The sequence below is a fragment of the Octadecabacter ascidiaceicola genome (assembly GCF_900185015.1).
Lineage (GTDB): Bacteria > Pseudomonadota > Alphaproteobacteria > Rhodobacterales > Rhodobacteraceae > Octadecabacter > Octadecabacter ascidiaceicola.
In genome coordinates this window covers 113,275-140,069 of record NZ_FXYD01000003.1, presented here as the reverse complement: position 1 = coordinate 140,069, position 26,795 = coordinate 113,275, and the positions used below count along the sequence as shown (strand labels likewise).

Annotated in this window: 24 protein-coding genes; 14 read left to right on the top strand and 10 right to left on the bottom strand. The window is 55.2% G+C overall.

Annotated features, from left to right (window positions below; all coding sequences use genetic code 11):
* The first annotated feature begins 144 nt into the window (after positions 1 to 144).
* The 12 genes from puuE to OCA8868_RS09405 all read left to right on the top strand — a co-directional run bounded on the left by puuE (position 145) and on the right by OCA8868_RS09405 (position 15,131).
* A complete protein-coding gene (gene puuE / locus OCA8868_RS09460) occupies positions 145 to 1,551 on the top strand; it encodes an allantoinase PuuE (protein WP_093996346.1) in 1,407 nt (468 codons plus the stop codon).
* Positions 1,548 to 2,030 carry an ureidoglycolate lyase gene (locus OCA8868_RS09455; RefSeq protein WP_093996345.1) on the top strand — a complete coding sequence of 161 codons (483 nt, stop codon included), beginning with the start codon at positions 1,548 to 1,550 and terminating at the stop codon, positions 2,028 to 2,030. The genes puuE and OCA8868_RS09455 overlap by 4 nt, the downstream gene beginning before the upstream one ends.
* A gap of 60 nt (positions 2,031 to 2,090) precedes the next feature.
* Positions 2,091 to 3,401 (top strand): uracil-xanthine permease family protein, encoded by a 1,311-nt coding sequence (locus tag OCA8868_RS09450; protein WP_093996344.1) that lies wholly within the window; start codon positions 2,091 to 2,093, stop codon positions 3,399 to 3,401.
* A 196-nt stretch (positions 3,402 to 3,597) separates the two neighbouring features.
* Positions 3,598 to 4,539, top strand: coding sequence for a PEP/pyruvate-binding domain-containing protein (locus tag OCA8868_RS09445; protein WP_179214831.1), 942 nt, complete (start codon positions 3,598 to 3,600; stop codon positions 4,537 to 4,539).
* A gap of 38 nt (positions 4,540 to 4,577) precedes the next feature.
* Complete coding sequence (locus tag OCA8868_RS09440; RefSeq protein ID WP_093996342.1) at positions 4,578 to 5,159, top strand: ImuA family protein; 582 nt, start codon at positions 4,578 to 4,580, stop codon at positions 5,157 to 5,159.
* On the top strand, positions 5,086 to 6,552 hold the full coding sequence (locus tag OCA8868_RS09435; protein ID WP_093996341.1) for a Y-family DNA polymerase: 1,467 nt from the start codon (positions 5,086 to 5,088) through the stop codon (positions 6,550 to 6,552). The genes OCA8868_RS09440 and OCA8868_RS09435 overlap by 74 nt, the downstream gene beginning before the upstream one ends.
* Entirely contained in the window at positions 6,549 to 9,770 is a 3,222-nt protein-coding gene (locus OCA8868_RS09430) for an error-prone DNA polymerase (protein ID WP_093996340.1), read from the top strand. The genes OCA8868_RS09435 and OCA8868_RS09430 overlap by 4 nt, the downstream gene beginning before the upstream one ends.
* A 96-nt stretch (positions 9,771 to 9,866) precedes the next feature.
* Positions 9,867 to 10,160, top strand: a complete 294-nt coding sequence (locus OCA8868_RS09425) for a Dabb family protein (protein WP_093996339.1) — start codon at positions 9,867 to 9,869, stop codon at positions 10,158 to 10,160.
* Positions 10,161 to 10,180: 20 nt separating this feature from the next.
* The gene (locus OCA8868_RS09420; protein WP_245848156.1) at positions 10,181 to 11,287 is read left to right on the top strand and encodes an aminodeoxychorismate synthase component I; all 1,107 of its coding nucleotides are present in this window, start codon (positions 10,181 to 10,183) and stop codon (positions 11,285 to 11,287) included.
* Between the two features lie 399 nt (positions 11,288 to 11,686).
* Positions 11,687 to 12,685, top strand: a complete 999-nt coding sequence (locus tag OCA8868_RS09415) for a taurine ABC transporter substrate-binding protein (protein ID WP_093996337.1) — start codon at positions 11,687 to 11,689, stop codon at positions 12,683 to 12,685.
* Positions 12,686 to 12,777: 92 nt separating this feature from the next.
* The gene (locus OCA8868_RS09410) at positions 12,778 to 13,584 is read left to right on the top strand and encodes an ABC transporter ATP-binding protein (protein ID WP_093996336.1); all 807 of its coding nucleotides are present in this window, start codon (positions 12,778 to 12,780) and stop codon (positions 13,582 to 13,584) included.
* Positions 13,585 to 13,856: 272 nt separating this feature from the next.
* Positions 13,857 to 15,131, top strand: coding sequence for an ABC transporter permease (locus tag OCA8868_RS09405; RefSeq protein ID WP_245848202.1), 1,275 nt, complete (start codon positions 13,857 to 13,859; stop codon positions 15,129 to 15,131).
* Between the two features lie 78 nt (positions 15,132 to 15,209).
* On the opposite strand, the gene OCA8868_RS09400 is transcribed toward OCA8868_RS09405, so the two are convergent.
* Entirely contained in the window at positions 15,210 to 15,566 is a 357-nt protein-coding gene (locus OCA8868_RS09400; protein WP_093996334.1) for a VOC family protein, read from the bottom strand.
* 77 nt (positions 15,567 to 15,643) lie between these two features.
* On the opposite strand from OCA8868_RS09400, the gene OCA8868_RS09395 reads away from it, so the two are divergent.
* A complete protein-coding gene (locus OCA8868_RS09395; RefSeq protein WP_179214830.1) occupies positions 15,644 to 16,378 on the top strand; it encodes a helix-turn-helix transcriptional regulator in 735 nt (244 codons plus the stop codon).
* A gap of 71 nt (positions 16,379 to 16,449) precedes the next feature.
* On the opposite strand, the gene OCA8868_RS09390 is transcribed toward OCA8868_RS09395, so the two are convergent.
* The 7 genes from OCA8868_RS09390 to OCA8868_RS09360 form a co-directional block, all read right to left on the bottom strand.
* Positions 16,450 to 17,433, bottom strand: a complete 984-nt coding sequence (locus OCA8868_RS09390) for an ABC transporter substrate-binding protein (protein ID WP_093996333.1) — start codon at positions 17,431 to 17,433, stop codon at positions 16,450 to 16,452.
* Between the two features lie 47 nt (positions 17,434 to 17,480).
* Positions 17,481 to 18,320, bottom strand: coding sequence for an ABC transporter permease (locus OCA8868_RS09385; protein WP_093996332.1), 840 nt, complete (start codon positions 18,318 to 18,320; stop codon positions 17,481 to 17,483).
* Entirely contained in the window at positions 18,320 to 19,246 is a 927-nt protein-coding gene (locus OCA8868_RS09380; RefSeq protein WP_179214829.1) for an ABC transporter permease, read from the bottom strand. The genes OCA8868_RS09385 and OCA8868_RS09380 overlap by 1 nt, the downstream gene beginning before the upstream one ends.
* Positions 19,247 to 19,249: 3 nt before the next feature.
* Positions 19,250 to 20,032, bottom strand: a complete 783-nt coding sequence (locus OCA8868_RS09375; protein ID WP_093996331.1) for an ABC transporter ATP-binding protein — start codon at positions 20,030 to 20,032, stop codon at positions 19,250 to 19,252.
* Positions 20,029 to 20,373 (bottom strand): hypothetical protein, encoded by a 345-nt coding sequence (locus OCA8868_RS09370; RefSeq protein WP_093996330.1) that lies wholly within the window; start codon positions 20,371 to 20,373, stop codon positions 20,029 to 20,031. The genes OCA8868_RS09375 and OCA8868_RS09370 overlap by 4 nt, the downstream gene beginning before the upstream one ends.
* Entirely contained in the window at positions 20,373 to 21,827 is a 1,455-nt protein-coding gene (hydA, locus tag OCA8868_RS09365) for a dihydropyrimidinase (RefSeq protein WP_093996329.1), read from the bottom strand. Before hydA ends, OCA8868_RS09370 begins: the two co-directional genes overlap by 1 nt.
* Before the next feature lie 67 nt (positions 21,828 to 21,894).
* Positions 21,895 to 23,157 carry a Zn-dependent hydrolase gene (locus OCA8868_RS09360; protein ID WP_179214828.1) on the bottom strand — a complete coding sequence of 421 codons (1,263 nt, stop codon included), beginning with the start codon at positions 23,155 to 23,157 and terminating at the stop codon, positions 21,895 to 21,897.
* A gap of 171 nt (positions 23,158 to 23,328) precedes the next feature.
* Here OCA8868_RS09360 and OCA8868_RS09355 point away from each other — a divergent pair, with 171 nt between their 5' ends.
* The gene (locus OCA8868_RS09355) at positions 23,329 to 23,949 is read left to right on the top strand and encodes a TetR family transcriptional regulator C-terminal domain-containing protein (RefSeq protein WP_093996328.1); all 621 of its coding nucleotides are present in this window, start codon (positions 23,329 to 23,331) and stop codon (positions 23,947 to 23,949) included.
* 47 nt (positions 23,950 to 23,996) lie between these two features.
* Here OCA8868_RS09355 and preA read toward each other — a convergent pair whose 3' ends face one another.
* Positions 23,997 to 25,301, bottom strand: a complete 1,305-nt coding sequence (gene preA / locus OCA8868_RS09350; RefSeq protein WP_093996327.1) for an NAD-dependent dihydropyrimidine dehydrogenase subunit PreA — start codon at positions 25,299 to 25,301, stop codon at positions 23,997 to 23,999.
* Position 25,302: 1 nt separating this feature from the next.
* Complete coding sequence (locus tag OCA8868_RS09345; protein ID WP_093996326.1) at positions 25,303 to 26,637, bottom strand: NAD(P)-dependent oxidoreductase; 1,335 nt, start codon at positions 26,635 to 26,637, stop codon at positions 25,303 to 25,305.
* Positions 26,638 to 26,795 lie beyond the last annotated feature (158 nt).

Below are 26,795 nucleotides of genomic sequence, written 5' to 3'. Positions count from 1 at the left end.
AATAAAAAGAATTTGCTTTATGCGCCGCTTGCCGTGGATCATCACATTCACAGCAAGCAAGGGTCACGAAAGAGTCTTTTAGGAATTTCTTGATAATGCCGCGGTTTTTTTAGATTAACATCCAATTAAGAATTAGGGGCCCAAATGACCGACAAATCTGCATACCCGCGCGACCTAACTGGTTACGGCGCAACACCACCACCTGCGAACTGGCCGGGTGGCGCGCGCATCGCCGTGCAGATCGTACTTAATTATGAAGAGGGCGGGGAAAACAACATCCTACACGGGGATGCTGCGTCTGAGGCATTTCTATCTGAAATCGTAGGCGCGGCGGCTTGGCCCGGGCAACGTCATGCGAACATGGAGTCTATCTATGAGTATGGTGCGCGCGCTGGGTTTTGGCGCCTTCACCGTATCCTGAACCATTTACCAATAACCGTTTACGGAGTTGCAACGGCGCTCGCTCGTGCCCCTGAGCAGGTGAAGGCCATGCTTGAGGCTGGCTGGGAAGTTGCGTCGCACGGTTTGAAATGGGTTGAGCACAAAGACATGCCCGAGGATGAAGAACGTACCCAGATCGCGGAAGCAGTCCGGTTGCACACCGAAGTTGTCGGGTCGCGCCCTCGTGGCTGGTACACAGGGCGGTCTAGTGAAAACACGATCCGTTTGGCGGCTGAAGACGGCGGTTTCAAATATATCGCCGACAGCTACGCTGACGACGTTCCGTATTGGCTGGAGTTCGGCGATCAGGACCAGTTGATCGTGCCTTACACGCTAGATTGCAACGACATGCGGTTTGCCACGCCGCAGGGGTTCAATTCCGGAACGCAGTACTTTGACTACCTGAAGGCGACGTTCGATGTGCTTTACGCGGAAGGCGGGCGGATGATGTCGCTGGGGTTGCATTGCCGCCTTGTTGGCAGGCCCGGTCGTGCTCAGGCGTTGCAGGATTTCATCGAATACGCCAACGGACATGACGGTGTTTGGTTTGCCACCCGGGAACAGATTGCGGACCATTGGGCGGCGCAGAATCCAGCGAAACGTTGGGCGCGTCCAAGCAAGATGGGTGAAGCGGATTTTGTGTCTGCTTTTGGCGGTATCTTTGAACATTCGCCGTGGATCGCAGAACGTGCCTATGGGCTGGGCCTTGGCGTAACCCATGACAGTGCCGCGGGTGTTCATTCAGCGCTTTGCCGGATGTTTCGCAGCGCCAGCCGTGACGAGCGCCTTAGCGTTTTGATCGCACACCCTGATTTGGCCGGTAAGCTCGCCGCTGCCGGTCGTCTGACCGCAGAAAGCACGTCTGAACAGGCAGGCGCTGGGCTGGACGCGCTGACGGACGAAGAACGTGAGACCTTTCAGGCGCTCAACACCCAATATGTTGAAAAGCATGGCTTCCCTTTCATCATCGCTGTGCGTGACAACGACAAGGCCAGCATCTTGGCGGCGTTCTATACCCGTATTGAACATGACACCGAAACCGAATTCGCTACCGCATGTAAGCAAGTTGAACGCATCGCTGAGCACCGCTTGATGGATCATTTCGCATGAACCACGTCAAAGCACTCCCACTAACTGCAGACGCCTTTGCCCCGTTTGGCGATGTGCTGGACTGTTCGGGTGAGGCGGACAAGATGATCAATCAGGGTCTGTGCGGACGGTTTCATGACCGCGCAGAGCTTGATTTTACTGACGGTCAGGCGGGAATTAGCCTGTTTAACGCGCAGCCACGAAGCTTTCCGTACACGCTGGACATGATGGAGCGCCACCCCGATGGCAGCCAAGCTTTCATCCCAATGACCGAGCACTCGTTCCTCGTCATAGTGGCGCAAGATAACAACGGTGTGCCGGACAATCTGCAGGCATTCATCACTAAATCTGGACAGGCGATCAATTATCACCGCAACATATGGCATGGAGTGTGTACCCCGCTTGCATCCCCCGGCCTCTTTGCAGTGGTCGATAGGATCGGTTCGGGTGAGAATTTACAAGAACATTGGTTCGACGATCCAGTCATCATCGAACCATAAACAAAGCCCGCGCAAGACGGGTCAAAACTAACTCTAGGGAAAAATAAAGGGACAATAACAATGACAGATACTGCTTATTCAGATCCAAATGTGACGCCGCCGCTGGCGCAGGCGGTACCGCTAGGCTTTCAACACGTGCTGGCGATGTTCGCCTCAAACGTGACGCCATCCATTATCGTTGCTGGGGCTGCGGGCCTTGCGTTTGGCGGGCCGGAACAAATCTACCTGATCCAAATGGCAATGTTGTTTGCGGGTATCGCAACGCTGTTTCAAACTGTCGGAATCGGCCCGATCGGTGCGCGCTTGCCAATCATGCAGGGAACGTCCTTTGCGTTTGTTGGCGTTCTAGCAGGCATCGCAGCGACTATGGGTCTTAGCGTTGCTTTGACCGCATGTATCATCGGTGGTGTGATCCACTTTTTGCTTGGTGCAGTAATCAAGAACATTCGCTTCTTGTTCCCGCCGCTTGTCACTGGCCTCGTGATTTTGGCGATTGGTCTGTATCTCATTCCAGTGGCGATTAAGTATGCAGCTGGCGGTGCGGCGTCCTTCCAGATGGAAGCTGAAAGCTTTGGGTCATTGATGCACTGGTCTGTTGCTTTGACAGTTATCGTTGTGTCTTTGATCCTTAAGTTCTTCACCAAAGGCGCGCTGTCTAATGCTGCAATCCTGATCGGCCTTCTGGCGGGTTACGCATTGGCCTACGCGCTGGGTATGGTCAACTTCGGTGCTGTATCCGGTGCTTCTTGGATTACTCCAATCAAGCCGTTGCCATATGGGTTTGAATTCAACCTTGGCGCGGTCATTGCGGTGACCATCGTGTCCATCGTGTCCGCGATCGAAACCGTTGGCGACGCATCCGCGACAGCCAAAGCAGGTGCTGGACGTGATGCAACGGACGAAGAGATCGCCGGCGCGACTTACGCTGACGGTCTTGGTACTGCGGTAGCCGGCGTGTTCGGTGGCCTGCCAAACACATCCTTCAGCCAGAACGTTGGTATCGTGGGTATGACTGGGATCATGTCGCGTCACGTTGTGACGATTGGCGGTATCATCCTGATCGTTTGTGGCCTGATGCCAAAGATCGGTGCTGTTATTGCGTCGATGCCACTGCCAGTTCTTGGCGGCGGTGTGATCGTGATGTTCGGTATGGTTGCTTCTGCAGGTCTGAACATGTTGTCAGAGGTTCAGATGAGCCGCCGCAACATGGTTATCATCGCAGTCTCGCTCGCCTTTGGTCTGGGTCTGAACCTTGTGCCAACGGCAGTTCAATACTTGCCAGGTACGCTGAAGGTTCTGGCAACATCCGCTGTTGCTCCAACTGCTTTGATGGCTGTGGTCTTGAACTTGGTGCTTCCACACGAAGACTAAGTCGCGGCAATACTCAATCCAACACAGGCCCTCGCATCACTGCGGGGGCCTTTTTCGTAGTGTGGCGACGTCTTGCCGAAGTCAGGATATCCCCCGTTGGACATTCGTAACAACGGCCGAGATGCTTGCCACGCTCGAATCCCGCCGCCCTGACAGCCCCCAAACCCCACCCAGAAATCTAGGACCTCGCGATATCGTGGCATTGGATGATGTGGCATGGACGCGGGCGGATGCGTATGGTGCCAAAGCAACCAACCTCGCGGAACTGCGCCGCGCGATTGACCCGAAATATGTGCCCAATGGCTTCGCGGTTCCGTTCTCTTTTTACCACGACTTTATGGTTGCGAACGGGCTTTACGACGCGGCGCAATCCATGATGAACGATCCCGCGTTTCAAGATGACGTGCAGCGAAAAGACCTGTTGAAGGCGTTTCGCAAAGACATCAAAGCCACCCCAATGACCACGCCAATGCGCGATAAACTTGATGCAATGCACCGTGCATTTCCTGAGGGCACGACGCCGCGCTGCCGATCCGGCGCCAACAACGAGGACTTAGTCGGCTTCACGGGGGCAGGGCTGTACGACAGTTACACGCACCGTCTTGACGAAGGTCATATCGAGAAATCGTTCAAACAGGTCTGGGCCAGCCTTTGGAACCTACGGGCCTATAACGAACGCGAGTTTTACCGCATCGATCATCTAACCGCAGCGATGGGGGTGTTGGTGCATCCGAACTTCGACGATGAACGGGTGAACGGCGTTGCTCTGACTCGTAATTTCTATTTCCCAACGTTTGAGGGGTATTTCATCAACGCTCAAGTTGTCGAGGACATGGTGACCAACCCCGACGGCGCGCAAACCGCCGAAGAGGTCCTGTTGCTGCAAAACATCGACCCGGCCAAACCGCAGCCCTATGAAACAGTTTACATCCGCCGCTCAAGCCTCGTCGCGGCGGATGAAACCGTGATCGAACTCAAAGACCTGATGGAGCTCGCGTTGCAACTCAAGAAAATCCAGACGCATTTTCAGTTTCTTTATGGCCGCTCCACGGATGAGAATTTCGCGATGGACGTGGAATTCAAAATTGACCGCGACGGGTATCTCGCCATCAAACAAGCGCGCCCTTGGGTGGGATAAGTTCCTAGAAATCGGCGGCGAGTTTGATAATGTGTGCTATGGATTCCGACCTGTCGACATATTTCCCACTGCAATCCAAGCGCGTGCATGAGGCCTGCGGCCCGAGTGCGTTTAGCTTTGCATTTGCGCTGGCAGGGCAGCAGCAAGCGTCTGTTTTGTGGATAAGGGAGGCATGGTTGTCTGATCAAATAAACCCCGTCGGGTTTGGCCAGTACGTTGATCCGCATCGCCTTTTGCTTGCGAAGGGTAAAGACCAAACCGAGGTTCTGGCAACGGCCGAGGAATCTCTGCGTTCGGGGGCGGTTGGGGTGACGGTTATTGAACTCACCAAGCCAATCGGTCTGACCGCTGGGCGGCGTTTGCAGCTGGCGGCTGAAACGGGGAAATCGACGGGGCTATGCATTCTACCGGACGGGATGGGCAGCAATGCCGCGCAAACCCGTTGGCGTTGCGAGCCTATCTTTGATGCTGCGGACTCGACTCTTCAGCGTTGGGAAATTATTAAGAACAAATCAGGAACATTAACAGCTTGGACTGTGCGCTGGAATGCCGAGACGCGTCGTATCATTGTGGTTTCCGAGGCTGGCGAGCGACCGGTTCCTCAGGGCGCGTCCCGTTGATGGCCCCTTTGCGCTGACCCGACGACACAGCAACACCGAACGGGTTTACTGCCTGAACCAGCAGGCAACGCAGCAGGGGTTGCAGGTTGGCATGGGGTTTTCGGATGCGCGGGCCTTTTGCCGTGATCTGCAAAGCCATCCGGCGGACCCTGTGGGGGATCAGAAATTTTTGCACACCTTGGCGCGTTGGGCGAAACGGTATTGCCCGTGGGTCGGGCTGGATGGTGCGGACGGTTTGGTCATGGACGTCACAGGGTCCACACATTTGTTTGGAGGAGAGCCTAGCCTGCTGCATGACATCCATCTGCGCCTGAAACGTGCGGGCCTGTCGGTGCGCAGCGGTATCGCAGATACGCGCGGGGCAGCGTGGGCGCTGGCCCATTACGGGGAAGGGATCGCGGCGCAGGATCAACTGCTTGATGCTATTGGCCCGCTGCCCGTGGCCGCATTGCGTCTGGATGAAAAAAGCAGCGTTGGTTTGCAACGGCTTGGCGTGCGTACCATCGCTGAACTGGTGGCGCTGCCCCGCGCCACAGTTGCCCGCAGATTTGGCGCCGAGGTTTTGTTGCGATTGGATCAGGCGACGGGGGAGCAAGCCGAAGAGGTCTCACCCTTGCCGGACCCGCCAAGGTATCAGGTGCGGCTGACCTTGCCCGACCCGATTGGGCTGGAAGCAGATGTTATGGCCGGTACGGGCCGTTTGCTTGAAAAGCTCTGCGATAAGTTAAAGGTCCAAGAAATGGGCGCGCGGGTGCTGTCGCTGATTTTGCGCCGCGTCGACAAAGAAAACCAAGAGGTTGAGGTGCGCCTTGCCCGCCCGCTGCGCGACCCGTTGCGCATTTTGCCCCTGTTTGAACGTGGTGTCGGTGCGATTGATGCGGGGTTTGGGATTGATCAATTGCGCCTTGTGGCAACCTCCGTGGAGCCGCTGCCCGTTCAGCAACTGACCCATTCACAGGCGCGAAATGATAATAAGTTGGATGACCTGATCTCGCGGATTGGCAACCGGATCGGGCTGGAAAACGTGCAACGCTTTTTGCCCGCGGACAGCCATATTCCCGAACGCAGCCACGTCATCGCGCCTGCCGCGTTTTCTGAACCATCGGGGTCATGGGTGGCCCTGCGCGAACGCCCGATCCAGCTTTTCCCGCCAGAACCGATTGTCGGAACAGGCCCTGTGCCGCCTCGCCATCTGCGCTGGCGGCGCATGTCCTTTCGGGTGGAACGCGCCACTGGCCCAGAACGGATCGCGCCGGAATGGTGGTTGTCTGATGAAAACTGGCGTTCAGGCGTGCGGGATTATTGGAAGGTGGAAACCAAACAGGGGCGGCGGTTGTGGCTGTTTTACACGCCACAAAACCCAGGCTGGTTTGTGCAGGGGCAGTTCCCGTGAAGTATGCGGAACTCTGTGTCACCACGAACTTTACCTTTTTAACGGGGGCGTCGCATCCCGAAGAATTGCTCGCGCGGGCCGCCGAACTTGGGCTGGCGGCGGTTGCCATTACGGACCGCAACTCACTGGCGGGGGTCGTGCGGGCCTATAGCGCGTTGAAAGAGCTGAAGCGCGAGGCTGAGGGCGCGAGCGTGCCGCAGTTGATTGTCGGCTGTCGTTTGGTCCTTACGGATAGCCCTGTCGAGTGGATCGCCTTGCCCTGTGACCGCGCGGCCTATGCCCGCCTCAGTCGGTTGTTGACGCTGGGCAAACGCCGCGCCGAAAAAGGCGACTGCCACCTGCAGCAACGTGACCTGCTGGAAAACGGTAAAGGCATGATCTTGATCGCCCTACCGCAAGTGAATGTCAGGGCAGGGGCGCAGCATATTCAAGCCATCCAACAACGTTACCCAAGCTATGTGTTCCTAGGGGCCGCCCCGCGATATGACGGCAGCGATCAGGCGTATTTTGACGCCTGCGCCTATCAAGCCCGCAAAGTCGCGGCCCCGATGGTCGCCGTGGGGGATGTCTTGATGCACCGCGGTAGCCGCCACCAGTTGGTCGATGTGCTGACCTGCATGCGTGAACACATCACGATTGATCAGATTGGCACACGCGCTCTTCCCAACGCGGAGCGGCGCCTTAAAGGGCACAGCGACATGGCCCGTCTGTTTCGTAACCATCCCGCCGCGATCCGCCGTTCAATGGAAATTGCCGCGCGTTGCACGTTCTGTCTGAGCGAGCTGTCCTACGAATACCCCGATGAGATTTCTGAGGCGGAGTCCCCACAAGAACGCCTTACACGTCTTGCGGCTGAGGGGATGAAGCGGCGCTACCCGAACGGGGCCACGGAAAAGGCCCATGCGCAGATGAAAAAGGAATTGGCGCTGGTCGATAAGCTGGAATTTCCGGCCTATTTCCTGACCGTCTATGACATTGTTCAGTTTGCACGGTCCCAAGGCATCCTGTGCCAAGGGCGCGGGTCGGCGGCGAATTCCATTCTGTGCTATTTGCTGGGCATCACCGACGTCAGCCCTGAAACCATCACGATGGTGGTCGAACGTTTCGTGTCTGAGTTCCGTGGCGAACCGCCTGACATCGACGTGGATTTTGAGCATGAGCGCCGCGAAGAAGTTATCCAGCATATCTACGAGAAATACGGCCGCCATCGCGCTGGGCTGTGCGCAACCGTGATCCATTTCCGATCTCGCGCAGCGATCCGCGAGGTGGGCAAGGTGATGGGGCTTAGTCAGGATGTCACGGCCGGTCTGTCGAGCCAGATTTGGGGGCTGTCAAACGGGGGTGCGGACCCTGACCGCATCCGTGAGCTTGGCCTTGATCCAACTGATCGCCGTCTTGCCCAAACCATCCGCCTGATTGGGGAGGTCATCGGATTTCCGCGCCATTTGTCCCAGCATGTTGGTGGCTTTGTCATCACCAAGGGGCGGCTTGATGAGTTGTGTCCGATTTCCAACGCCGCGATGGAGGATCGAACTGTCATTGAATGGGACAAGGATGACATCGACACGCTGGGTATTCTCAAGGTCGATGTCCTTGGGCTCGGGATGCTGAGCTGTATCCGGAAATCGTTTGATTTGCTGCAGCTGCATGAGAAACAAACGCTGTCGATTGCAAAAGTTCCACAAGCCGACACAGCCACCTATGACATGCTGTGTGTCGCGGATGCGGTTGGTGTGTTTCAGGTCGAAAGCCGTGCGCAGATGAATTTCCTGCCGCGTATGAAGCCGCGTGAGTTTTATGATCTGGTGATCGAAGTGGCCATCGTGCGCCCTGGCCCCATTCAGGGCGGCATGGTGCACCCTTATATCAATCGCCGCCAAGGGCGCGAAAAACCGGAACCCTTTGGCAGTGCGTTGTCGGAGGTCACGCGAAAGACGCTTGGGGTGCCCTTGTTCCAAGAGCAGGCGATGCAGATTGCTGTGGTGGGGGCAGGGTTTACGCCGGAAGAGGCCGATCATCTGCGCCGATCACTGGCGTCGTTTCGCCGGATGGGCACCATCGGAACGTTTAGGGATAAGTTCATCAACGGGATGCTCGCCAATGGCTACGGTGTAGACGTGGCAGAGCGGTGTTTCAGCCAAATCGAAGGGTTTGCCGAATACGGGTTCCCCGAAAGCCATGCCGCGGCCTTTGCGATGTTGGCTTATGTGTCTGCCTGGCTGAAATGCCATCACCCTGCGGTCTTTGCCTGTGCGTTGCTGAACTCCCAGCCGATGGGGTTCTATGCTCCTGCGCAGATCGTGCGCGATGCCCGTGAACATCAGGTCGAGGTGCGCCCGATCAGCGTGAATCACAGCACGTGGGACAACACGCTGGAACGCCGGATGGACGGGGCCTTGGCGCTGCGGCTTGGGTTTCGCCAGATCAAAGGGTTCAGAGAGGAAGACGCGGATTGGATCGTTGCGGCGCGCGGGAACGGGTATTCTGACCCTGAAGGAATATGGCTGCAGGCCGGCATTGCGCCCGCAACCCTTGAAAAGCTGGCCGAGGCGGATGCGTTTTGTGATACGGGCCTGAACCGCCGTGATGCGCTTTGGCATGTGAAGGCGATCAAGGGCGCGAACCCGTTGCCTTTGTTTGATAACTCAATTGAAGGGGAGGGGATCGTTGAACCCGTGGTGACCCTGCCGACAATGAATTTGGGGGAAGAGGTCGTTGAGGACTACGTTTCTATCCGGATGTCGTTGCGCGCCCACCCGATGGAACTGTTGCGCCCTTCGATGGGTGAAATCACCCCACATGCAGAGTTGGTCAACGCGCCACTTAAACGTATCTCGGTTTGTGGACTGGTCATCACCCGCCAGCGCCCTGGAACCGCGTCCGGTGTCGTCTTTCTAACGCTAGAGGATGAAACTGGCGTGTCCAACGTGATCGTGTGGCCCAAGGTTTATGAGCAATACCGACGCACAGTGATGGGCGGGCGGTTGTTGCGCGTGCACGGCTTTTTGCAGCGTGAAGGGATTGTCGTTCATTTGATCGCACAGCACATTGAAGACATGTCCCATTGCCTAAGCGAACTTGGCCACCCGATGGATGACGCGATTGGTGAAACACAGCCGCAAGCCGATGACACGCCGCGCACGTGCAAACCGCAGCCTCGTGCGATGCATCCCCGCGATCAGGCAAAGCGTTTGTTCCCAAGTCGGGACTTTCATTGACTGCTATATGGAATCACACGGTCACACCTTGAAACCACGATCCATCTAAGCCACATGTGCGCCAACCACTGATGCCCTTTGAGAACAGGTTTCGCCATGCCAGACAGATCATTCATTCGCCACGTTGTCCTTTTTAGTGCCAAGGACAAAACAGACGTTGCGCGTATCGTTGACGGACTTTCCATGCTGGCAGACATTCCTCACTCGTCCGTTTTTGAGGTTGTTCAGAACAGCCAAGTGGATGCCCTTTCCGGCGAGATCGATGTTGTTGTCTACGCTGAATTTGTCGATGATGCGGCACTTCAGGCCTACAAATCCCACCCAATCTATCAGGACGCGATTGATGTTGTGCGCCCCCTGCGCGAAATGCGGATCGCAGCTGACTTTTGACACAGGATCGACCGTCAAGAGTGGTCTTTGACAAAGGGCCAAACGGGAATGGAGCGGAATTTTCGCAGCCAAGTGATATCATTCGCGCGGACACCCCTGCCGAGGTCGACGCAGCATTTGCGGCGATGCAAAAGGCGCAGGCGGATGGCAAATGGTTGGCTGGATATGTGTCTTATGAGTTCGGCTATCTGACGTCGCACAAACTCGAAAAATTATTGCCGCAAGACCGTGAGGTCCCGCTGATCCATTTTGGTGTTTTCGACGAACCGCAGCCGTTGACCGCTATGGAAAACGAAACACCTGCCAAACTGAATCACCTAACGCCGCAGTGGAGCGCGCAGCAGTATGCGCAAGCCTTTGGCGTTGTGCATGATTACATCGGTGCGGGCGACATCTATCAGGTGAACCTGACCTTCCCGATCACCACGCGTTCAGCCACCTCATCTAACGCGCTATATGCAGGCTTAACGCAGCGCCAAACGGTGCCGCATGGTGCGTTGGTGGATCTGGATGGCGTCGCGTTGCTGTCGCGATCACCCGAGTTGTTCTTTTCGCTGTCCTCAACGGGTGAGCTGAAAACGAAACCGATGAAGGGCACGTCGCCACGTGGGAAAACACCCGCCGAAGACGATGCGCTGCGCGATGGTTTGCACGCCTCCGAAAAGAACCGCGCTGAAAACCTGATGATCGTGGATTTACTGCGCAACGACATGTCGCGTGTGTCCGAAATTGGCAGCGTGAAGGTACCGGAACTGTTCGCGGTTGAGCGTTTCGCGACCCTGCATCAGATGACGTCAACGATCACATCCAAGGTGATTGACGGGACCAACATGAAGGATCTGTTCATGGCGCTGTTCCCATGTGGGTCTATTACGGGTGCACCCAAAGTGCGCGCGATGGAGATTATCTCAGAAGTCGAGACACAAGCGCGTGGCGCTTACTGTGGGTCCATCGGCTGGATTGCGCCAGACGGCGCGATGGAATTCAGCGTTGCGATCCGCACGTTGATGTACCGTGCCGACGGGACTGTGCAGCTCAATGTGGGTGGTGGAGTTGTTTATGACAGCACTGCAGACGATGAGTACGATGAAGCGCTCTTGAAAGCGCAATTCGCGAACTTGGGGTAGTTCCGTCACGCCCCAATTCGCGGATATTTCATCCGAATTAAGGTTGATTCTCGCGCTTTGGGGGCTGTGAATTAAAAAAAGCACCATTCATCGATGGCACAATCGCGGTTGGCAGAAAATTTTTTTTTGGCGGCCTAAAACGTGGTCATCGCCTTGAAATTGCGATTCATTAAGGAAATTGCGACCTCCATTCCTTTCGGAATCACAGTACTTGCGCATGAAGTCTCTGATAGGGCCAACAAATAGGTTGCCGTAGGGCCAATTTCGAAAAACCATTTGACGTGAAGTCCATTCGCTTCCTAGGCTGATCACGCGAAAAGCAAGTCTCACGTGGTGAGGCGCAACAATAAAGTTACCCAATTCAAATCGGGTAGCACTCCAACCAACAGGGGAATCCCAATGTTCAAGAAAACAACTGGCGCGATCTTTCTTAGTGCAGTAGCTGCTCTGACCGGCTCAACAGCTATGGCCGACGGTCACGCAATCACCGTCGGCTACTTCCTTGAATGGCCAATGCCATTCCAATACGCAAAAGTTCAGGGCACTTACGAAGAGGCGCTCGGCATGGAGATCAACTGGGTGTCCTTCGACACTGGTACAGCCATGTCCGCAGCTATGGCATCCGGCGATGTTCAGATGTCTGTATCCCAAGGTGTTCCACCGTTCGTAGTTGCAGCATCCGCGGGTCAAGACCTTCAGATGCTCGACGTTGCTGTGTCTTACGCTGACAACGACAACTGCGTCGTACGTTCCGACCTTGAAATCGACGCATCTTCCGCGGGCGATCTGGCTGGCTCCAGAGTTGCTGTTCCGCTCGGTACCGCAGCTCACTACGGTTTCTTGCGTCAGATGGACCACTTCGGTGTTGACCTGACGTCTTTGGAAATCGTTGACATGTCACCGCCGGATGGCGCTGCTGCAATTGCACAAGGCGCTGTCGACATGATGTGTGGCTGGGGCGGTTCCCTGCGTCGTGCCCTTGAGCACGGTAACACCTTGCTGACAGGTGACGAGAAGACTGAACTCGGCATTCTCGTGTTTGATGTAACCTCCGCTCCTACCGCTTGGGTTGCTGAAAACGGTGAAACTGTTTCCAAGTTCCTCGCTGTGACTGCAGAAGCAAATGCAATGTGGAACTCCGGCGACAATACCGCCGAAATGCTTCCAATCATCGCGCAAGATGCTGGTATGGATGAAGAAGCGACAGCGTCCACGCTCGCGACTTTTGTCTTCCCATCTGTTGAAGAACAGCTTGGCGATGCATGGCTCGGTGCAGCGGCTCCGTCCTTCCTAAAAGGCGTTGCAGATGTGTTCGTTGAATCCGGTGCTATCGACGGCGCTCTGGACAGCTACGAAGGTAACATCAATACAGGTCCGCTGTCTGACAGCGCAATGTAATTGGCTTATGACAAGGGCCGCTGTTGAGCGGCCCTTGTCACGTTTCACGGTTCTACTCACCCATCATTCTTAATACCGAAAGCGGGGGCCCAATGTCCGGATTGGTCATCGACAATATCTCAATGCGATTTGATTTGCCCAACGGCAGCCATGTCCAAGCACTTCAAGACGTTACACTTGACCTCAAACCAGGCGAGCTGATGAGTGTTCTTGGCCCATCGGGGTGCGGGAAAACAACACTCCTCAACATCGTGGCCGGTTTCCTTGCGCCGACTGGCGGCGAAACGCGGATCAACGATCATGTTGTTTTGGGCCCAGATAAAGAACGGGGAATGGTGTTCCAACAAGGCGCACTCTTTGAATGGATGTCGGTGCGCGCCAACGTGAGTTTTGGCCCGCGCATGGCCCGCAAGAAAAAGGCCGACTATATGGGCAACGTCGATCATTTGCTCGACATCGTTGGTCTGCAAGATTTCAAAGAAAAGATGGTCTATGAATTGTCCGGCGGCATGCAGCAGCGTGTGGCATTGGCCCGTTGCCTTGCAAATGACCCAGACGTTATTTTGATGGACGAACCGCTCGGCGCGCTTGACGCGCTGACCCGTGAAAAGATGCAAAGCCTTGTACTGAAACTCTGGAAAGAGACGGGCAAGACGATCATCCTGATCACCCACTCCATTGATGAAGCCCTGCTGTTGGGCGAACGTGTATTGGTCATGGCTCCACGCCCTGGCCGCATCCACAAAGAATATCGCCTGCCATTTGCAGAGATGGGCGTCACGCAGGATTTGCGCGAAGTCAAAGAGCACCCCGACTATGGCCCGACCCGTGAAGAAATCCTCACGATGATTTGGGACATGGAAGAGGAAATCATGGGCCGAACAGAGGGGGGAGAATAATCATGGCTGGAACTGTCAATCTCGTCTGTACTCGCGAACGCCTAGGCGAAACGGTCACAGAACTCAAAGCAACACCTGTACCTGAGGGTCAGGTCATCGGCGAAAACTTCACCCCCTCGGCGGGCTGCGAGGTCGCATCCGGTTGGGAGGTTTTCTCTTATCAGTTCAGTACGCTCGGTTCTGAATTATGGACGGAAACAGTCAATGTGTTTTCTTCCGCGGCAAGCGCTATTCCGGCGATTGCACTTTATACCATTATAATTCTTGCCAGCATGTTTGCACGGGGCGCGATCAAATCGTTCTTCACACCTACACAGGACTACACGTCTTTGAAGACTGTGACGTTTGGTGATGAAAGCGCTGTGCGTTCCATGCTGGCGGCATCCATTGTCTCGATTATCTTTATCTTCATCATCTGGGGCGCCTTCACAGGGTCGAAATTGTTGCCATCCTTTCTGCATTTGCCAGGGCCCTACACCGGTGAAGCAAGTTTCACTTACACAGTTGAAGATGCTGAAGGAAACCAGGATCAGGCTGAAATCTTCGTCAACGTTCTCGCGGCAGGCGTGGAAGGTGAAGATGCTCAGGTTGAGGCTGGCGACGGTTTTGCAAAGAATGACAGTGTTAACATCACGGTTTACCGCAGTGAAATCGTAGCATGGGATCGCAATGATGACGTTAACCGCCGAGACAACGGTGCGCGCATCGTGGCGATCAACGACAACCCAGTCGAATTTGACGCCAATGATCGCGACGATGCGGGCAACCTTACATCCCAGCCACCAGCGTTTGATCTCGATTTTGCGCGTGTAGCGATCACGGATCGCGGCACAATCAATATCAACCCAGACCAAGGTTGGCAGATGCAGCCGCTATATCTACCAGCACCGGAAGTCGTGTGGGGTAGCTTTATTGAAATCGCGAAGTACGGCTATCAGAACGTCTATCTGACCGTACACCTCGGGTTTTCATTGTTCCGCGTGATCGTGGGTTTCTTGCTAGGCGCAGCAATCGGTATCCCATTGGGCTACGCAATGGGTCTGTCCAATTGGTTCCGTGGTTGGTTCGATCCGATCGTGGAATTCATGCGCCCTGTGCCACCACTTGCATTGATCCCGCTTGTGATCATTTGGTTCGGTATTGGCGAAGTTGGTAAGATTTTCCTGCTGTACCTCGCTGCATTGTGGATCATGGCAATCGCTGCGCGTTCGGGCGTGTCCGGTGTGCGTATCACTAAAGTACATGCCGCGTACTCGCTTGGCGCGTCCAAGTGGCAAATCCTGCGGCATGTCATCATCCCGAACAGCTTGCCGGAAATATTCACCGGTGCGCGTGTTGCGATGGGTGTATGTTGGGGTACTGTTGTGGCCGCTGAATTGGTCGCTGCTGAGGAAGGCATCGGTAAGATGATCACCACTGCGTCCAAGTTCCAAAGCACAGACATTATCTTGATGGGTGTGATTATCATCGGCGTTGTCGGCTTTGGTATCGATATGTTGATGCGTATGGCCGAACGTCGACTGGTCCCTTGGAAGGGCAAGGCTTAAGATATCTAGCTATTCAAAAAGCCAATAAGGCCGGAGCAAATTGTTCCGGCCTTATTGTTTGTAAAAGGGCCCGGTGATTTAGTCCGACAGGCAAATCTTATTTCCATCTAAGTCACGCACATATCCGGAGTATTTTGGGCCCTTTGGGCAGGGTGCGCCCTCGTCGGCGGCCCCGAGGTCGAGCGCCAACTGGTGTACCCGGTCCACCGCATCAGGGGACCCGACATTAAACCCAACCATAGTGCCGTTGCCATTGGTTGCAGGTTTCTCATCAAACGGAAGAGCGACCGCGAACGCGAAGTCATCGGCAAGCCAGTAAGTCATGCGTTCAGACGCGACCATCTTGTTCACCCCAAGCCCATCGAAAAGCCCGTCATAAAACGCAGTGGCCGCTTTCATGTTGTTTGTACCAACGACGAAGTAATTCATTTTCATTCTCGTACCTTTAGAATTCAGTAGTGTGTCTGTGGGGTATAATTGACAAATAAGACATTTTACGTCCTATTTGTTTTATGGGACGTACGGACTCAAACGGTCGACTGCGAAGGCTGGAGTTGCTCGCTGCGCAGCTTAAGCAGAATGAGCATTGCACCGTTCAGAACCTCGCGCGGCAACACGGCGTAAGCGAACGTACAATCACCCGCGACCTGTCACTAATGCGCGAGCAAGGGCTGCCAATTGATGCAGATCGTGGCCGTGGCGGTGGCGTGCGTCTTGATCGCAATTGGGGCGTTGGGCGGCTAAATCTCAGCTACCCCGAAGCCGTTGATCTGCTGATAAGTATCGAGGTCGCCGAGCAGATGAACTCGCCCATGTTCCTTGCGAACCTCGGGTCCGTCCGTCGTCAACTGGTGGCGTCTTTTTCGCCGGAAAAACGCAGCAAAGTCGAACGATTGAAGTCGCGCATTCTGATTGGTGACACCGCATCAACCTACGTGCAGACCAGTATGAACGCCCCGCCCAAACGCGTAGTGCAAGCGGTGCACCAAGCCTTCATCGACCAACAAACGATTGAAATTAGCTATCAACGCGAAGACCGCGAGGTTTCCCAGCGCGTGATCGAGCCCCATTTTCTGCTGCTGAATTATCCGGTTTGGTATGTGGTCGCGATCGACCATCTGAGGGAAGCGCCGCGGGTCTTTCGATGTGACCGGGTACAATCCGCACTCAGCACAGGTTCCGGGTTCAACCTGCTGCCAAAATCCGCCTTTGATACCACCCTTGATGGCAGCAACCTTTCGGTTTGACCCGTTGATTGGCGCAACAAAAAGCCCGCCTGCATTTCTACAGGCGGGCTTTGTCGTCTCACATTAACGAATTACTCGACAGCTTGGTCAGTAATCACTGTTGTATAAGCACCTTCCGGCGCCATTGAGATAACAGGATCAGACCCGCCAGCCAGCAAAGTCGCAACTGTGCGCTCATAGGCTTCGACGTCCAAGGCACCGGTGCTGCCTGCGGTCAGCTTGGCGATTTCGCCCATCATGCGGGCCTGCGCTGCTTCGGATTGTGCACCTGTTTCATCGTATTCGATGATGATCGCAGCCGCCTCATCGACGTTTTCCTCGGCGTAGCGCCATCCAGCCATGGACGCGCGTACGAAGCGAACCATTTTGTCCACGAACTCTGGATCATCAAGGTTCTCTTCCAGCGCGTAGATGCCGTCCTCTAGGGTCGCAACACCTTGGTCTTCGTACTTGAACGTCACCAGCTCATCAGGGTTCACGCCGGCATCCAGAACCTGACCGTATTCGTTGTAGGTCATTGTCGAAATACAGTCGGCCTCGCGGTTCAGTAGCGGGTCAACGTTAAAGCCCTGTTTCAGAACCGTCACACCGTCTTCGCCGCCTTCAGTGCCGATGCCGACTTGGCTCATCCAGCTGAGGAACGGGTATTCGTTGCCGAAGAACCAAACGCCGATGGTCTTACCGCGGAAGTCTTCGACGGACTCAATCCCTGTGTCTTTCCAGCATGTCAGCATCAGGCCGGAGGAAGTGAAAGGCTGCGCGATGTTCACCACTGGCAGACCCTTTTCACGGGCAGCCAGTGCAGATGGCATCCAGTTCAACATGATGTCGGCACCACCACCCGCTAGAACCTGTGGCGGCGCAATGTCAGGACCACCAGGAAGGATCGTTACGTTCAGACCTTCTTCATCGTAGAACCCTTTTTCAAGCGCCACGTAGTAGCCCGCGAATTGCGCTTGGGTGACCCACTGTAATTGCAGCGTCACATCGTCGTCCGCCAGCGCGGTGGAACCAATTAATGCAGCCAAAGCTGCCGTTGTGAATGTCGTCTTCATGTTGACCTCCTAAGTCAGTTTCAGGAATGCCCCGATTGATCAGGGTCTTATCGTTGTGACGGGTGCCAGAAGGTTACCCGTTTTTCGAAAAATGCCATGGCGCCATAGAATGCGGACCCAGCAAGGGCGGCGACCACAATTTCAGCCCAGACCATATCCAGCGCAAGTTGGCCGACGGACGTTGATATCCGAAAGCCCATACCAACCGTCGGAGAGCCGAAAAACTCAGCGACAATGGCGCCGATGAGGGCAAGTGTTGTCGCGATTTTAAGTCCGTTGAAAATGAAGGGTAGGGCGGCGGGCAGGCGAAGCTTTAACAACGTCGGCCAATAGCCCGCGCCATAGGTCCGCATTAAATCGCGCTGCATGGCGCTGGTGTCTTTCAGCCCCGCAACCATGTTCACAAGGATCGGGAAGAACACCATCACCGCAACCACAGCGGCTTTAGATTCCCAGTCGCTGCCCAGCCATTTGACGAATATCGGAGCCGTGCCAACGATGGGCAGCGCGGCCATGAATGCGCCAACGGGCAGGATGCCTTTTGTCAGGAAATCACTGCGGTCCGCGAGGAGAGCGACGCCAAACGCCGCGACCATTCCCGCAATATAACCAGTCAGAGCGCCCTTCAGAATGGTTTGTTCAAAATCCGCCCAAAGCATCGGGAGTGAGGTGACAAACCGTGCTGCAATCATGGACGGTGGCGGCAGGATAACCGCGCTGACATCCAGCATTGTGACCAGAACTTCCCACATCGCGATTATCGTGACACCGAAAATGATCGGGATCAGCAAGCTAATCGCGCGGGTGTCTGAGTGCGGCCCATTAGCGAGTTTTGAGTTGATGAACCAACCCGCAGCCCAGATCGCCAGTGCAATAAGATACACCATCAAACCGCCCCCATGCCCATGCGCCGCAACGTGCGCTTTTCAATGAGGCTCAGGATCGCCACAAGAAGGGCGGCGGTGATCGCAGCGCCAAACAGGGCGGCCCAAGTCACAATCGGCTGGCCGTATTGATCCCCAACAAGCATCCGCGCCCCAAACCCAGCGCGGGCACCTGTCGGCAGCTCGCCCACAATCGCCCCGACAAGCGCAGCTGAAATCCCGATCTTCAACGAGGTAAACAGATAGGGCATCGAGGCGGGCAACCGCAGCTTCCAGAACCCTTGGCTTGAACTCGCGCTATAGGTCCGCAGCAGGTCCAGCTGCATCCCGTCAGGGCTGCGCAGCCCTTTGACCATGCCCACCACGACAGGGAAAAAGCTAAGGTAGGCCGAGATGATGGACTTCGGCAAAAGCCCCTGAATACCGATGGCGCCAAGCATCACGATGATCATCGGTGCGAGCGCCAAGATCGGGATGGTCTGGGACGTGATCGCCCAAGGCATCACCGATTTATCCATCGTGCGGTTGTAAACAATCCCAACCGCCAACAAGATTCCAAGCGTCGTCCCAATGACAAAGCCCAGCAGCGTCGCTGAAAGTGTAACCCATGCATGATACACCAATGACCGCCGCGACGTCGGGGCCTTCGTGAAGATAGTAGTGTAAAGCTCAGACGCAACTTGATGCGGTGACGGCAAACGCGGGCGTTCTAACGTATAGGCCAGCGGAATGATTGCAGGATTCTTCATCGCGAGGGTAAGGCCCGCATACTCCTGCCGATCCCGCGGTGCTTCGGGCGACATGGCAAGCCCGTCGCGCTGCGCCTGATCCGCGGTCAGATGCGCATTCATTGGCACCACAGCAACCGTCCAGATCAGGAGGATGAACCCCACAACCGTCAGCGCTGGAATGATGCCCTTGATGCTCATACTTTACTCATCCAAATGCCCTGCGCGTAGCCCGTCACGGACACGATGCGCGATTTCGATAAACTCGGGCGTGTCGCGAATATCCAACGGGCGCTCTCGTGGAAGGGGGCTGTCGATCACGTCGCTGATCCGCCCGGGTCGTGGGGACATCACGACGATCTTCGTGCTGAGGTAAACGGCCTCTGGGATCGAGTGGGTGACAAAACCAATGGTCTTTTCCGTCCGCGCCCAGAGCTGCAAAAGCTGTTCATTCAGGTGGTCGCGCACGATTTCATCCAATGCGCCAAACGGTTCATCCATCAGCAAAATATCAGCATCAAACGCCAAGGCGCGGGCGATGCTGGCGCGTTGCTGCATGCCACCAGACAGTTGCCACGGGAATTTTCTATCGAACCCTGTAAGGTCGACCAGCTCCAACACTCGGCCAACGCGTTCCGCCTGTTCAGCCTTGTCAAAGCCCATGATCTCAAGCGGAAGGCGGATATTGCCGCCGATAGTGCGCCACGGATATAGGCCCGCTGCCTGAAACACATAACCATAGGCACGCGCGCGCCGCGCTTCGTCTGGTGTCATTCCATTGACCGAAATGTCGCCCGCCGTCGGCGTTTCCAATCCGGCGATACAGCGAAGAAAGGTTGTCTTGCCGCAGCCAGACGGTCCGATAAAACTGACGAAATCGCCCTTATTGATGTCGAGGGTCACGTCCTTAAGCGCATGAACAGGCCCATCGTTCGTTTCGAACGTCAGATCGAGGTTACGGGCGGTAATCACTGGATTAGAACTCATTCGCAGGACCGCAATTCAAATATCATTTCGGGGCTTTCTACTGGCCAAATTGAAAAGGCATCCTCACCTAAGGGCGTCATGCCGTAGACCTGTTTCCACGTATCCCCTTCGCCGCTGCACTGCGTGGTAATGATCGATCGCACGTTGATATCACCTTCGACGCTTTCGATCTTGCAGCTGCTTTCCCAACGTTCAATCCGGTTGGGCCAAAGAACGAATAGGTTGTCTGTAGATTCCTCGAGTCCCGCCGCACGCTCGCACCCTGCCTGATTACCAAGCGCCTGCGCATTGGCGACTAAAGGTAACGCGCTAACCGCAATCATTGCCAACAGTCGTTTCATTAAACCCCCGACGCCGGAATACCACTGCGTTGCACAGGACGCGGTGCGGTGAGGTCTTTCCATGACGACAGCGCCTTGTTTGTCACACCATTGCCCTCGCGTTTCACAAATTTTCCGTGGCCTTCTTGCGTACGGATTTCACCGTCATGAACGGCGACATGCCCGCGTGTGAGTGTAAAGCGTGGCAGGCCTTTTACGTGCTTTCCTTCGAACACGTTGTAATCAATCGCGGATTGTTGGTTGCTGGCCTGAATGGTCTTTTCCTTTTCAGGATCCCAAACGACCAAGTCCGCATCCGCGCCGACCAGAACCGCGCCCTTCTTAGGGTAGCAGTTCAGGATCTTGGCGATGTTGGTGGATGTTACCGCGACGAACTCGTTCATTGTTAGGCGGCCGGTGGCCACGCCCTGCGTCCACAACATCGGCATCCGGTCTTCCAACCCGCCGGTGCCGTTGGGGATCTTCGTAAAGTCTCCCACGCCAAACCGTTTTTGTTCCGTTGAGAACGCACAGTGGTCTGTTGCTACAACGGACAACGACCCTGATTGTAGACCCGCCCAAAGGCTGTCTTGATGCTGTTTATTTCTGAAAGGTGGTGACATGACGCGCCGTGCGGCGTGGTCCCAATCTTTGTTAAAGTATTCAGACTCGTCCAGCGTTAGGTGCTGGATCAACGGCTCACCCCAAACGCGTTTCCCTTGCTGGCGCGCTCGGCGGATCGCTTCGTGGGATTCCTCACAAGATGTATGCACAACATACAATGGAACGCCCGCCATATCCGCGATCATAATCGCGCGGTTTGTCGCCTCGCCCTCAACCTGTGGCGGGCGGGAATAGGCGTGCGCTTCGGGGCCGGTGTTGCCCTCTGCCAATAGTTTCGCGCTAAGCTCGGCCACCACATCGCCGTTCTCGGCGTGGACCATGGCGATGCCGCCGAGTTCGGCCAGACGGTTGAAGCTTGAAAACAACTCGTCGTCATTGACCATCAGCGCGCCTTTGTAGGCGAGGAAGTGCTTGAACGTGTTGATGCCGCGTTCTTCGATGACGGTCTTCATGTCGTTGAATACTTGCTCGCCCCACCATGTCACGGCCATGTGGAAGGAATAGTCGCAATTGGCGCGGGTCGATTTATTGTCCCAACGCTTGATCGCATCCATCAGGCTTTCGCCTTGGTTGGGTAGACAGAAATCCACAACCATCGTTGTGCCACCCGCCAGCCCCGCGCGGGTGCCTGACTCGAAGTCATCGGTCGAATAGGTGCCCATGAACGGCATTTCCAAATGCACATGGGGGTCGATCCCGCCGGGCATCACGTAGCACCCCGTCGCGTCGAGCTCCTCGTCACCTTTCAGGTTCGGCCCGATCTCAACAATCGAACCGTCCTCAATCATCACATCTGCCTTATTGGTCAGATCATGGGTAACGATTGTTCCGTTCTTGATCACTTTAGACATCGGGTTTCCCTCATCTTCTTTTGTTCAATAAACCTCGGGGGCTTGGGGGCTGGCCCCCAATTCAACGCTAAGAAACTATCTGTGCCGTTTCCAGTACAGCGTGCATCAGCACATCAGTTCCGGCCGTCGCCCATTCTGGTGAAATTTCTTCCGCTTCGTGATGCGATAGCCCATCCACACATGGGCACATAATCATCGCAGTTGGGTATAAATCATTGATCCAGCAGGCATCATGGCCCGCGCCAGAAATGATATCCATATGTGAATAGCCCAGTCGTTCAGCCGCATTGCGAACTGCGCCAACGCAACCTTCATCAAAGGCGGGCGGGTCAAATTGGCCGACGATCTCACAGCTAAACTCAACCCCAATTTCTTCGCAGAGCTTAGGTGCGCGTTCATTGAACTCAGCCACCATTGCATTCAGTTTATCCAGCAAGTGGGTCCGCATATCGACCGTGAACACGACCTTACCGGGGATCACGTTGCGCGAGTTCGGGTAGACGTTTATGTGACCAATCGCACCGACTGCATTGGGTTGGTTCGCCATGGCAATTTCATGCACCAGTTCGGTCACCAGTGCCAGGCCACGCCCTGCGTTCTTGCGCATGTGCATTGGCGTAGACCCCGTGTGGCTTTCCTTGCCCGTCACAGTGCATTCGATCCAACGCAGTCCTTGGCCGTGGGTTACGACACCAATGTCTTTGCCCTCAGCTTCCAAAATCGGGCCTTGTTCGATGTGTAGCTCAAACATGGCGTGCATTTTGCGATCACCGACTTTCTCAGGACCTTTCCAACCAATGCGCTCCAGCTCGTCTCCGAACTTTTTGCCATCGGCATCCACGCGGTCGTTGGCCCACTCAAGCGTGTGTTTGCCTGCAAAAACACCAGACGCCAGCATTGCCGGCGCATAGCGCGTGCCTTCTTCGTTGGTCCAGTTCGTCACCACAATCGGGTGCTTGGTCTTGATGTCGAGGTCATTCATCGTGCGGATGACTTCGAGACCACCCAGCACGCCCAAAACGCCGTCGTATTTTCCGCCCGTTGGCTGTGTGTCCAAATGCGAACCCACGTAAACGGGTAGGGCGTCAAGATCGGTGCCTTCGCGACGGGCAAACATATTGCCGATCTCATCGACACCCATGCTCATTCCAGCGTCTTCGCACCATTTCTGGAAAAGGTGGCGCCCTTCGCTGTCTTCATCCGTCAGTGTTTGGCGGTTGTTACCACCTGCAACGCCGGGGCCAATCTTGGCCATCTCCATCAGGCTGTCCCAAAGACGGGCGCCGTTGATTTTCAGATTTTCACCCATAGCTGGCGTATCCGCTGGCATGGCATATCCCCCGACGTTCAAAATATTTTTTTGACCAACTGGTCAAAGGTAGGCTAGCAGAGGTCCAACACCAGTCAAGGATTTTGCTTAACCAATTGACAGCAAGCAGGTACACCATACCGGATGCATGGGCGTCATGCCCAAATTTTAGCCTGAGTGAAAAGTTACCAAATGCCCAAAGCTGCCCAAAAGTCAGACACACGTATTCAGAAGAAAAACCAGTCGGCGATTCTAGCTGCTGGCTTAGTTGTGTTTTCACAGTTTGGCTTTCGCGGATCAACGTTGGATCAGGTGGCGGATGAGGCAGGCTTATCGAAGCCAAACCTGCTTTATTATTTCCCATCAAAAGATGCGATTTATTCTGCGCTGCTCGCTAAGTTGCTCGAAAACTGGCTGGAACCCTTGCGCAAAATTGATCCAGACGGAGACCCTGTTGAAGAACTATTGGGGTATGCGAAACGCAAACTAACCATGAGCCAGAACTTTCCACGCGAAAGCCGCCTGTTTGCGAATGAAATTATCCAAGGTGCGCCGCGTATTCGCGACGTTATACGCGGTGAGTTGCGTGAACTCGTCGATGAAATCGCAGAAATCATCAATGGTTGGATCGCGTCCGGTCGGATCAACTCAGTTGATCCCTACCACTTGATTTTTTCGATTTGGGCGCAGACACAACACTATGCAGATTTCGATGTGCAAGTCCGTGCAATCTTAGGTGAGGTTGATCCTTTTGACGGGGCTGAGCACCATCTTGAAATGATGCTTCGTCGGATGTTGGCACCAACATCATAAAAAAGGCCGGTGTCAAAACACCGGCCAGTTCTCAGGGGGAAACTCGTCTATTCCGCAGCGGTTGCTGACGGGTTGTTGGGGTGGGTTGTCCAGTTCGCGTACTCTTTTTGAACAACTTTTCCAGTGCGCGGGTCGGTCGTTCCAGGCTCCAGCGCGACCATCGTGATGCAGTTTTCGACGGGGCAAACGTCGACGCACAGATTGCAGGCAACGCATTCCTCGTCGATCACGGAAAACGTGCGATCCTCGGACATGGCTATGGCTTGGTGTGATGTGTCCTCGCAAGCGGCATAGCAGCGCCCACATGAAATACAGTCGTCTTGGTTAATAACGGCCTTGGCCACGTAGTTCAGGTTCAGGTACTGCCAATCTGTTGTGTTCGGAACGGCTGCGCCTTTGAAATCCTGAATACTGGTGTGGCCTTTTTCGTCCATCCATTGGGACAGACCGGAAATCATTTCCTGAACGATCTTAAAGCCGTAGGTCATCGCGGCGGTACAGACCTGCACGTTGCCGCACCCAAGCGTGATATACTCTGCCGCGTCGCGCCACGTTGTGACACCGCCGATGCCAGAAATTGGCAATTCGCTTGTCACAGGGTCGCGGGCAATTTCGCTGACCATCGACATGGCAATGGGTTTCACCGCTGGACCGCAGTAGCCACCGTGGGTGCCTTTGCCATCGATGCTAGGCTCAGGTGACATCGTATCAAGGTTCACGGACGTGATCGAATTGATCGTGTTGATCAATGAAACCGCGTCCGCGCCACCGCGCATCGCCGCAGCTGCGGGTTTACGAATGTCTGTGATGTTGGGGGTCAGCTTCACGATCACAGGCTTGCTGTAGTATTGCTTGCACCAGCGCGTGACCATTTCGATGTATTCCGGCACCTGCCCAACGGCGCTACCCATGCCGCGCTCTGCCATTCCGTGGGGGCAGCCAAAGTTCAGCTCAATCCCGTCCGCACCAGTGTCTTCGACGAGCGGAAGGATCGCTTTCCACGCATCCTCTTCACAAGGCACCATTAAGGATACGATAATCGCGCGATCAGGATAATCAGCTTTCACGCGTTTGATTTCTTCGAGGTTCGTGAACAAGTCGCGGTCGGTGATCAATTCGATATTGTTGATACCCAAAACGCGGCGATCCGCACCGTAAATCACACCGTAGCGTGGGCCATTTACGTTCACCACAGGCGGCCCTTCGGACCCAAGTGTCTTCCAAACGACGCCGCCCCAGCCTGCTTCGAATGCCCGGCGGACGTTGTATTCTTTGTCTGTTGGTGGCGCGGAGGCCAACCAAAACGGATTAGGGGATTTGATCCCAAGGAAATCTGTTGTCAGGTCGGCCATACTATTTGCTCCCCATCAGTGTTTCATGAATATCCGTCGCCGCGTCGCGCCCTTCGGCAACGGCGGTCACTGTCAAGTCATCGCCGCCAGAGGCACAGTCGCCACCAGCCCAAACACCATCGCGGCTGGTGCGACCAGTATCAGTCACAGCGATCTTGCGGCCCTCTAACTTAAGTCCACAGTCAGTCGTAAGAGTTTGCCCAATCGCGCTAAACACTTGGTCGGCGGGCAGGCGAACGGTCTCACCTGTGCCGGAAAGCTTGCCGTTCTCGCTGCTGGTGTATTCCAGTTCAATCTCGGCAACTGCGCCGTTCCCGTGGATCGCTTTGGGCTGTGCATTAAACATCAAGTTAACCCCAAAAGATGACGCCAGATCCTGCTCATATCGGCTAGCGGACATTGCATCGCGGTCGCGACGATAAGCAATCGTCACATTTTGCGCACCGAGGAGCTTGGACTGTACAGCAGCGTCCACCGCCGTCATGCCGCCACCAATCACCACAACATTGCGGCCAACGGGGAGGGCTGCCAGATCACTTGTTTGGCGCAGGTCGCGAATGAACGACACAGCATCGTCAACGCCGTTTTTGTCGTCCCCATAAATGGAAAGCGCATTGACGCCACCTAAGCCGACAGACAAGAACACCGCGTCGAAATCTTTCGCAAGGCCGTCGATGTTGAGGTCTGTACCCAATGTCATTCCGGTCTTGATCTCGATGCCGCCGATGGAACAAAGCCAATCGACTTCACGAGCTGCAAAGTCATCTGTGGATTTATACGCGGCGATGCCAAATTCATTCAGCCCGCCTGCCTTTTGCATCGCGTCGTAAACGGTCACGCCATGGCCCAACATTGCGAGGCGGTGCGCGCAGGAAAGTCCTGCTGGCCCCGCTCCGACAACCGCCACTTTCTTACCCGTGGCGTCAGCACGCACAAACGGCATCACGCCTTTTGCCATCACTGTATCGGTGGCAAACCGTTGCAAACGGCCAATCTCAACCGGTTTGCCCTCTGCTATTTCTCGCACGCAGGCTTGTTCGCACAGATCTTCGGTTGGGCAAACACGTGCGCACATGCCGCCGAGAATGTTCATATCGAAGATGGTTTTTGCAGCGGCATCCGGCGTGCCCGTTGCGATTTGGCGAATGAACAGCGGAATGTCGATATCTGTCGGGCAAGCCGTGGTGCAAGGCGCATCATGGCAGAAATAACAACGATCAGCTGCGACTGCGGCCTCATGCCCATCCAGTGGGGCGTGCAAATCAGAGAAGTTTTCCGTCAACGCATCTGCATCAAGACGCTGCGCGGCAATTCCATTTGTGAAAGGCGAATTCATGGCGGCTCCGTGGTCTATAACACGTTCACTTTGGCACAGTTTATTTTTTTATCAAACGGTAAAATTTTTATCAGCGCAGCTCTTTGGTTTTGCTTAAGTTTTGATAGACGTTGGCGGGCTGACGCCTAAGATGCAGGCAATTATAACTGATTTTTGAT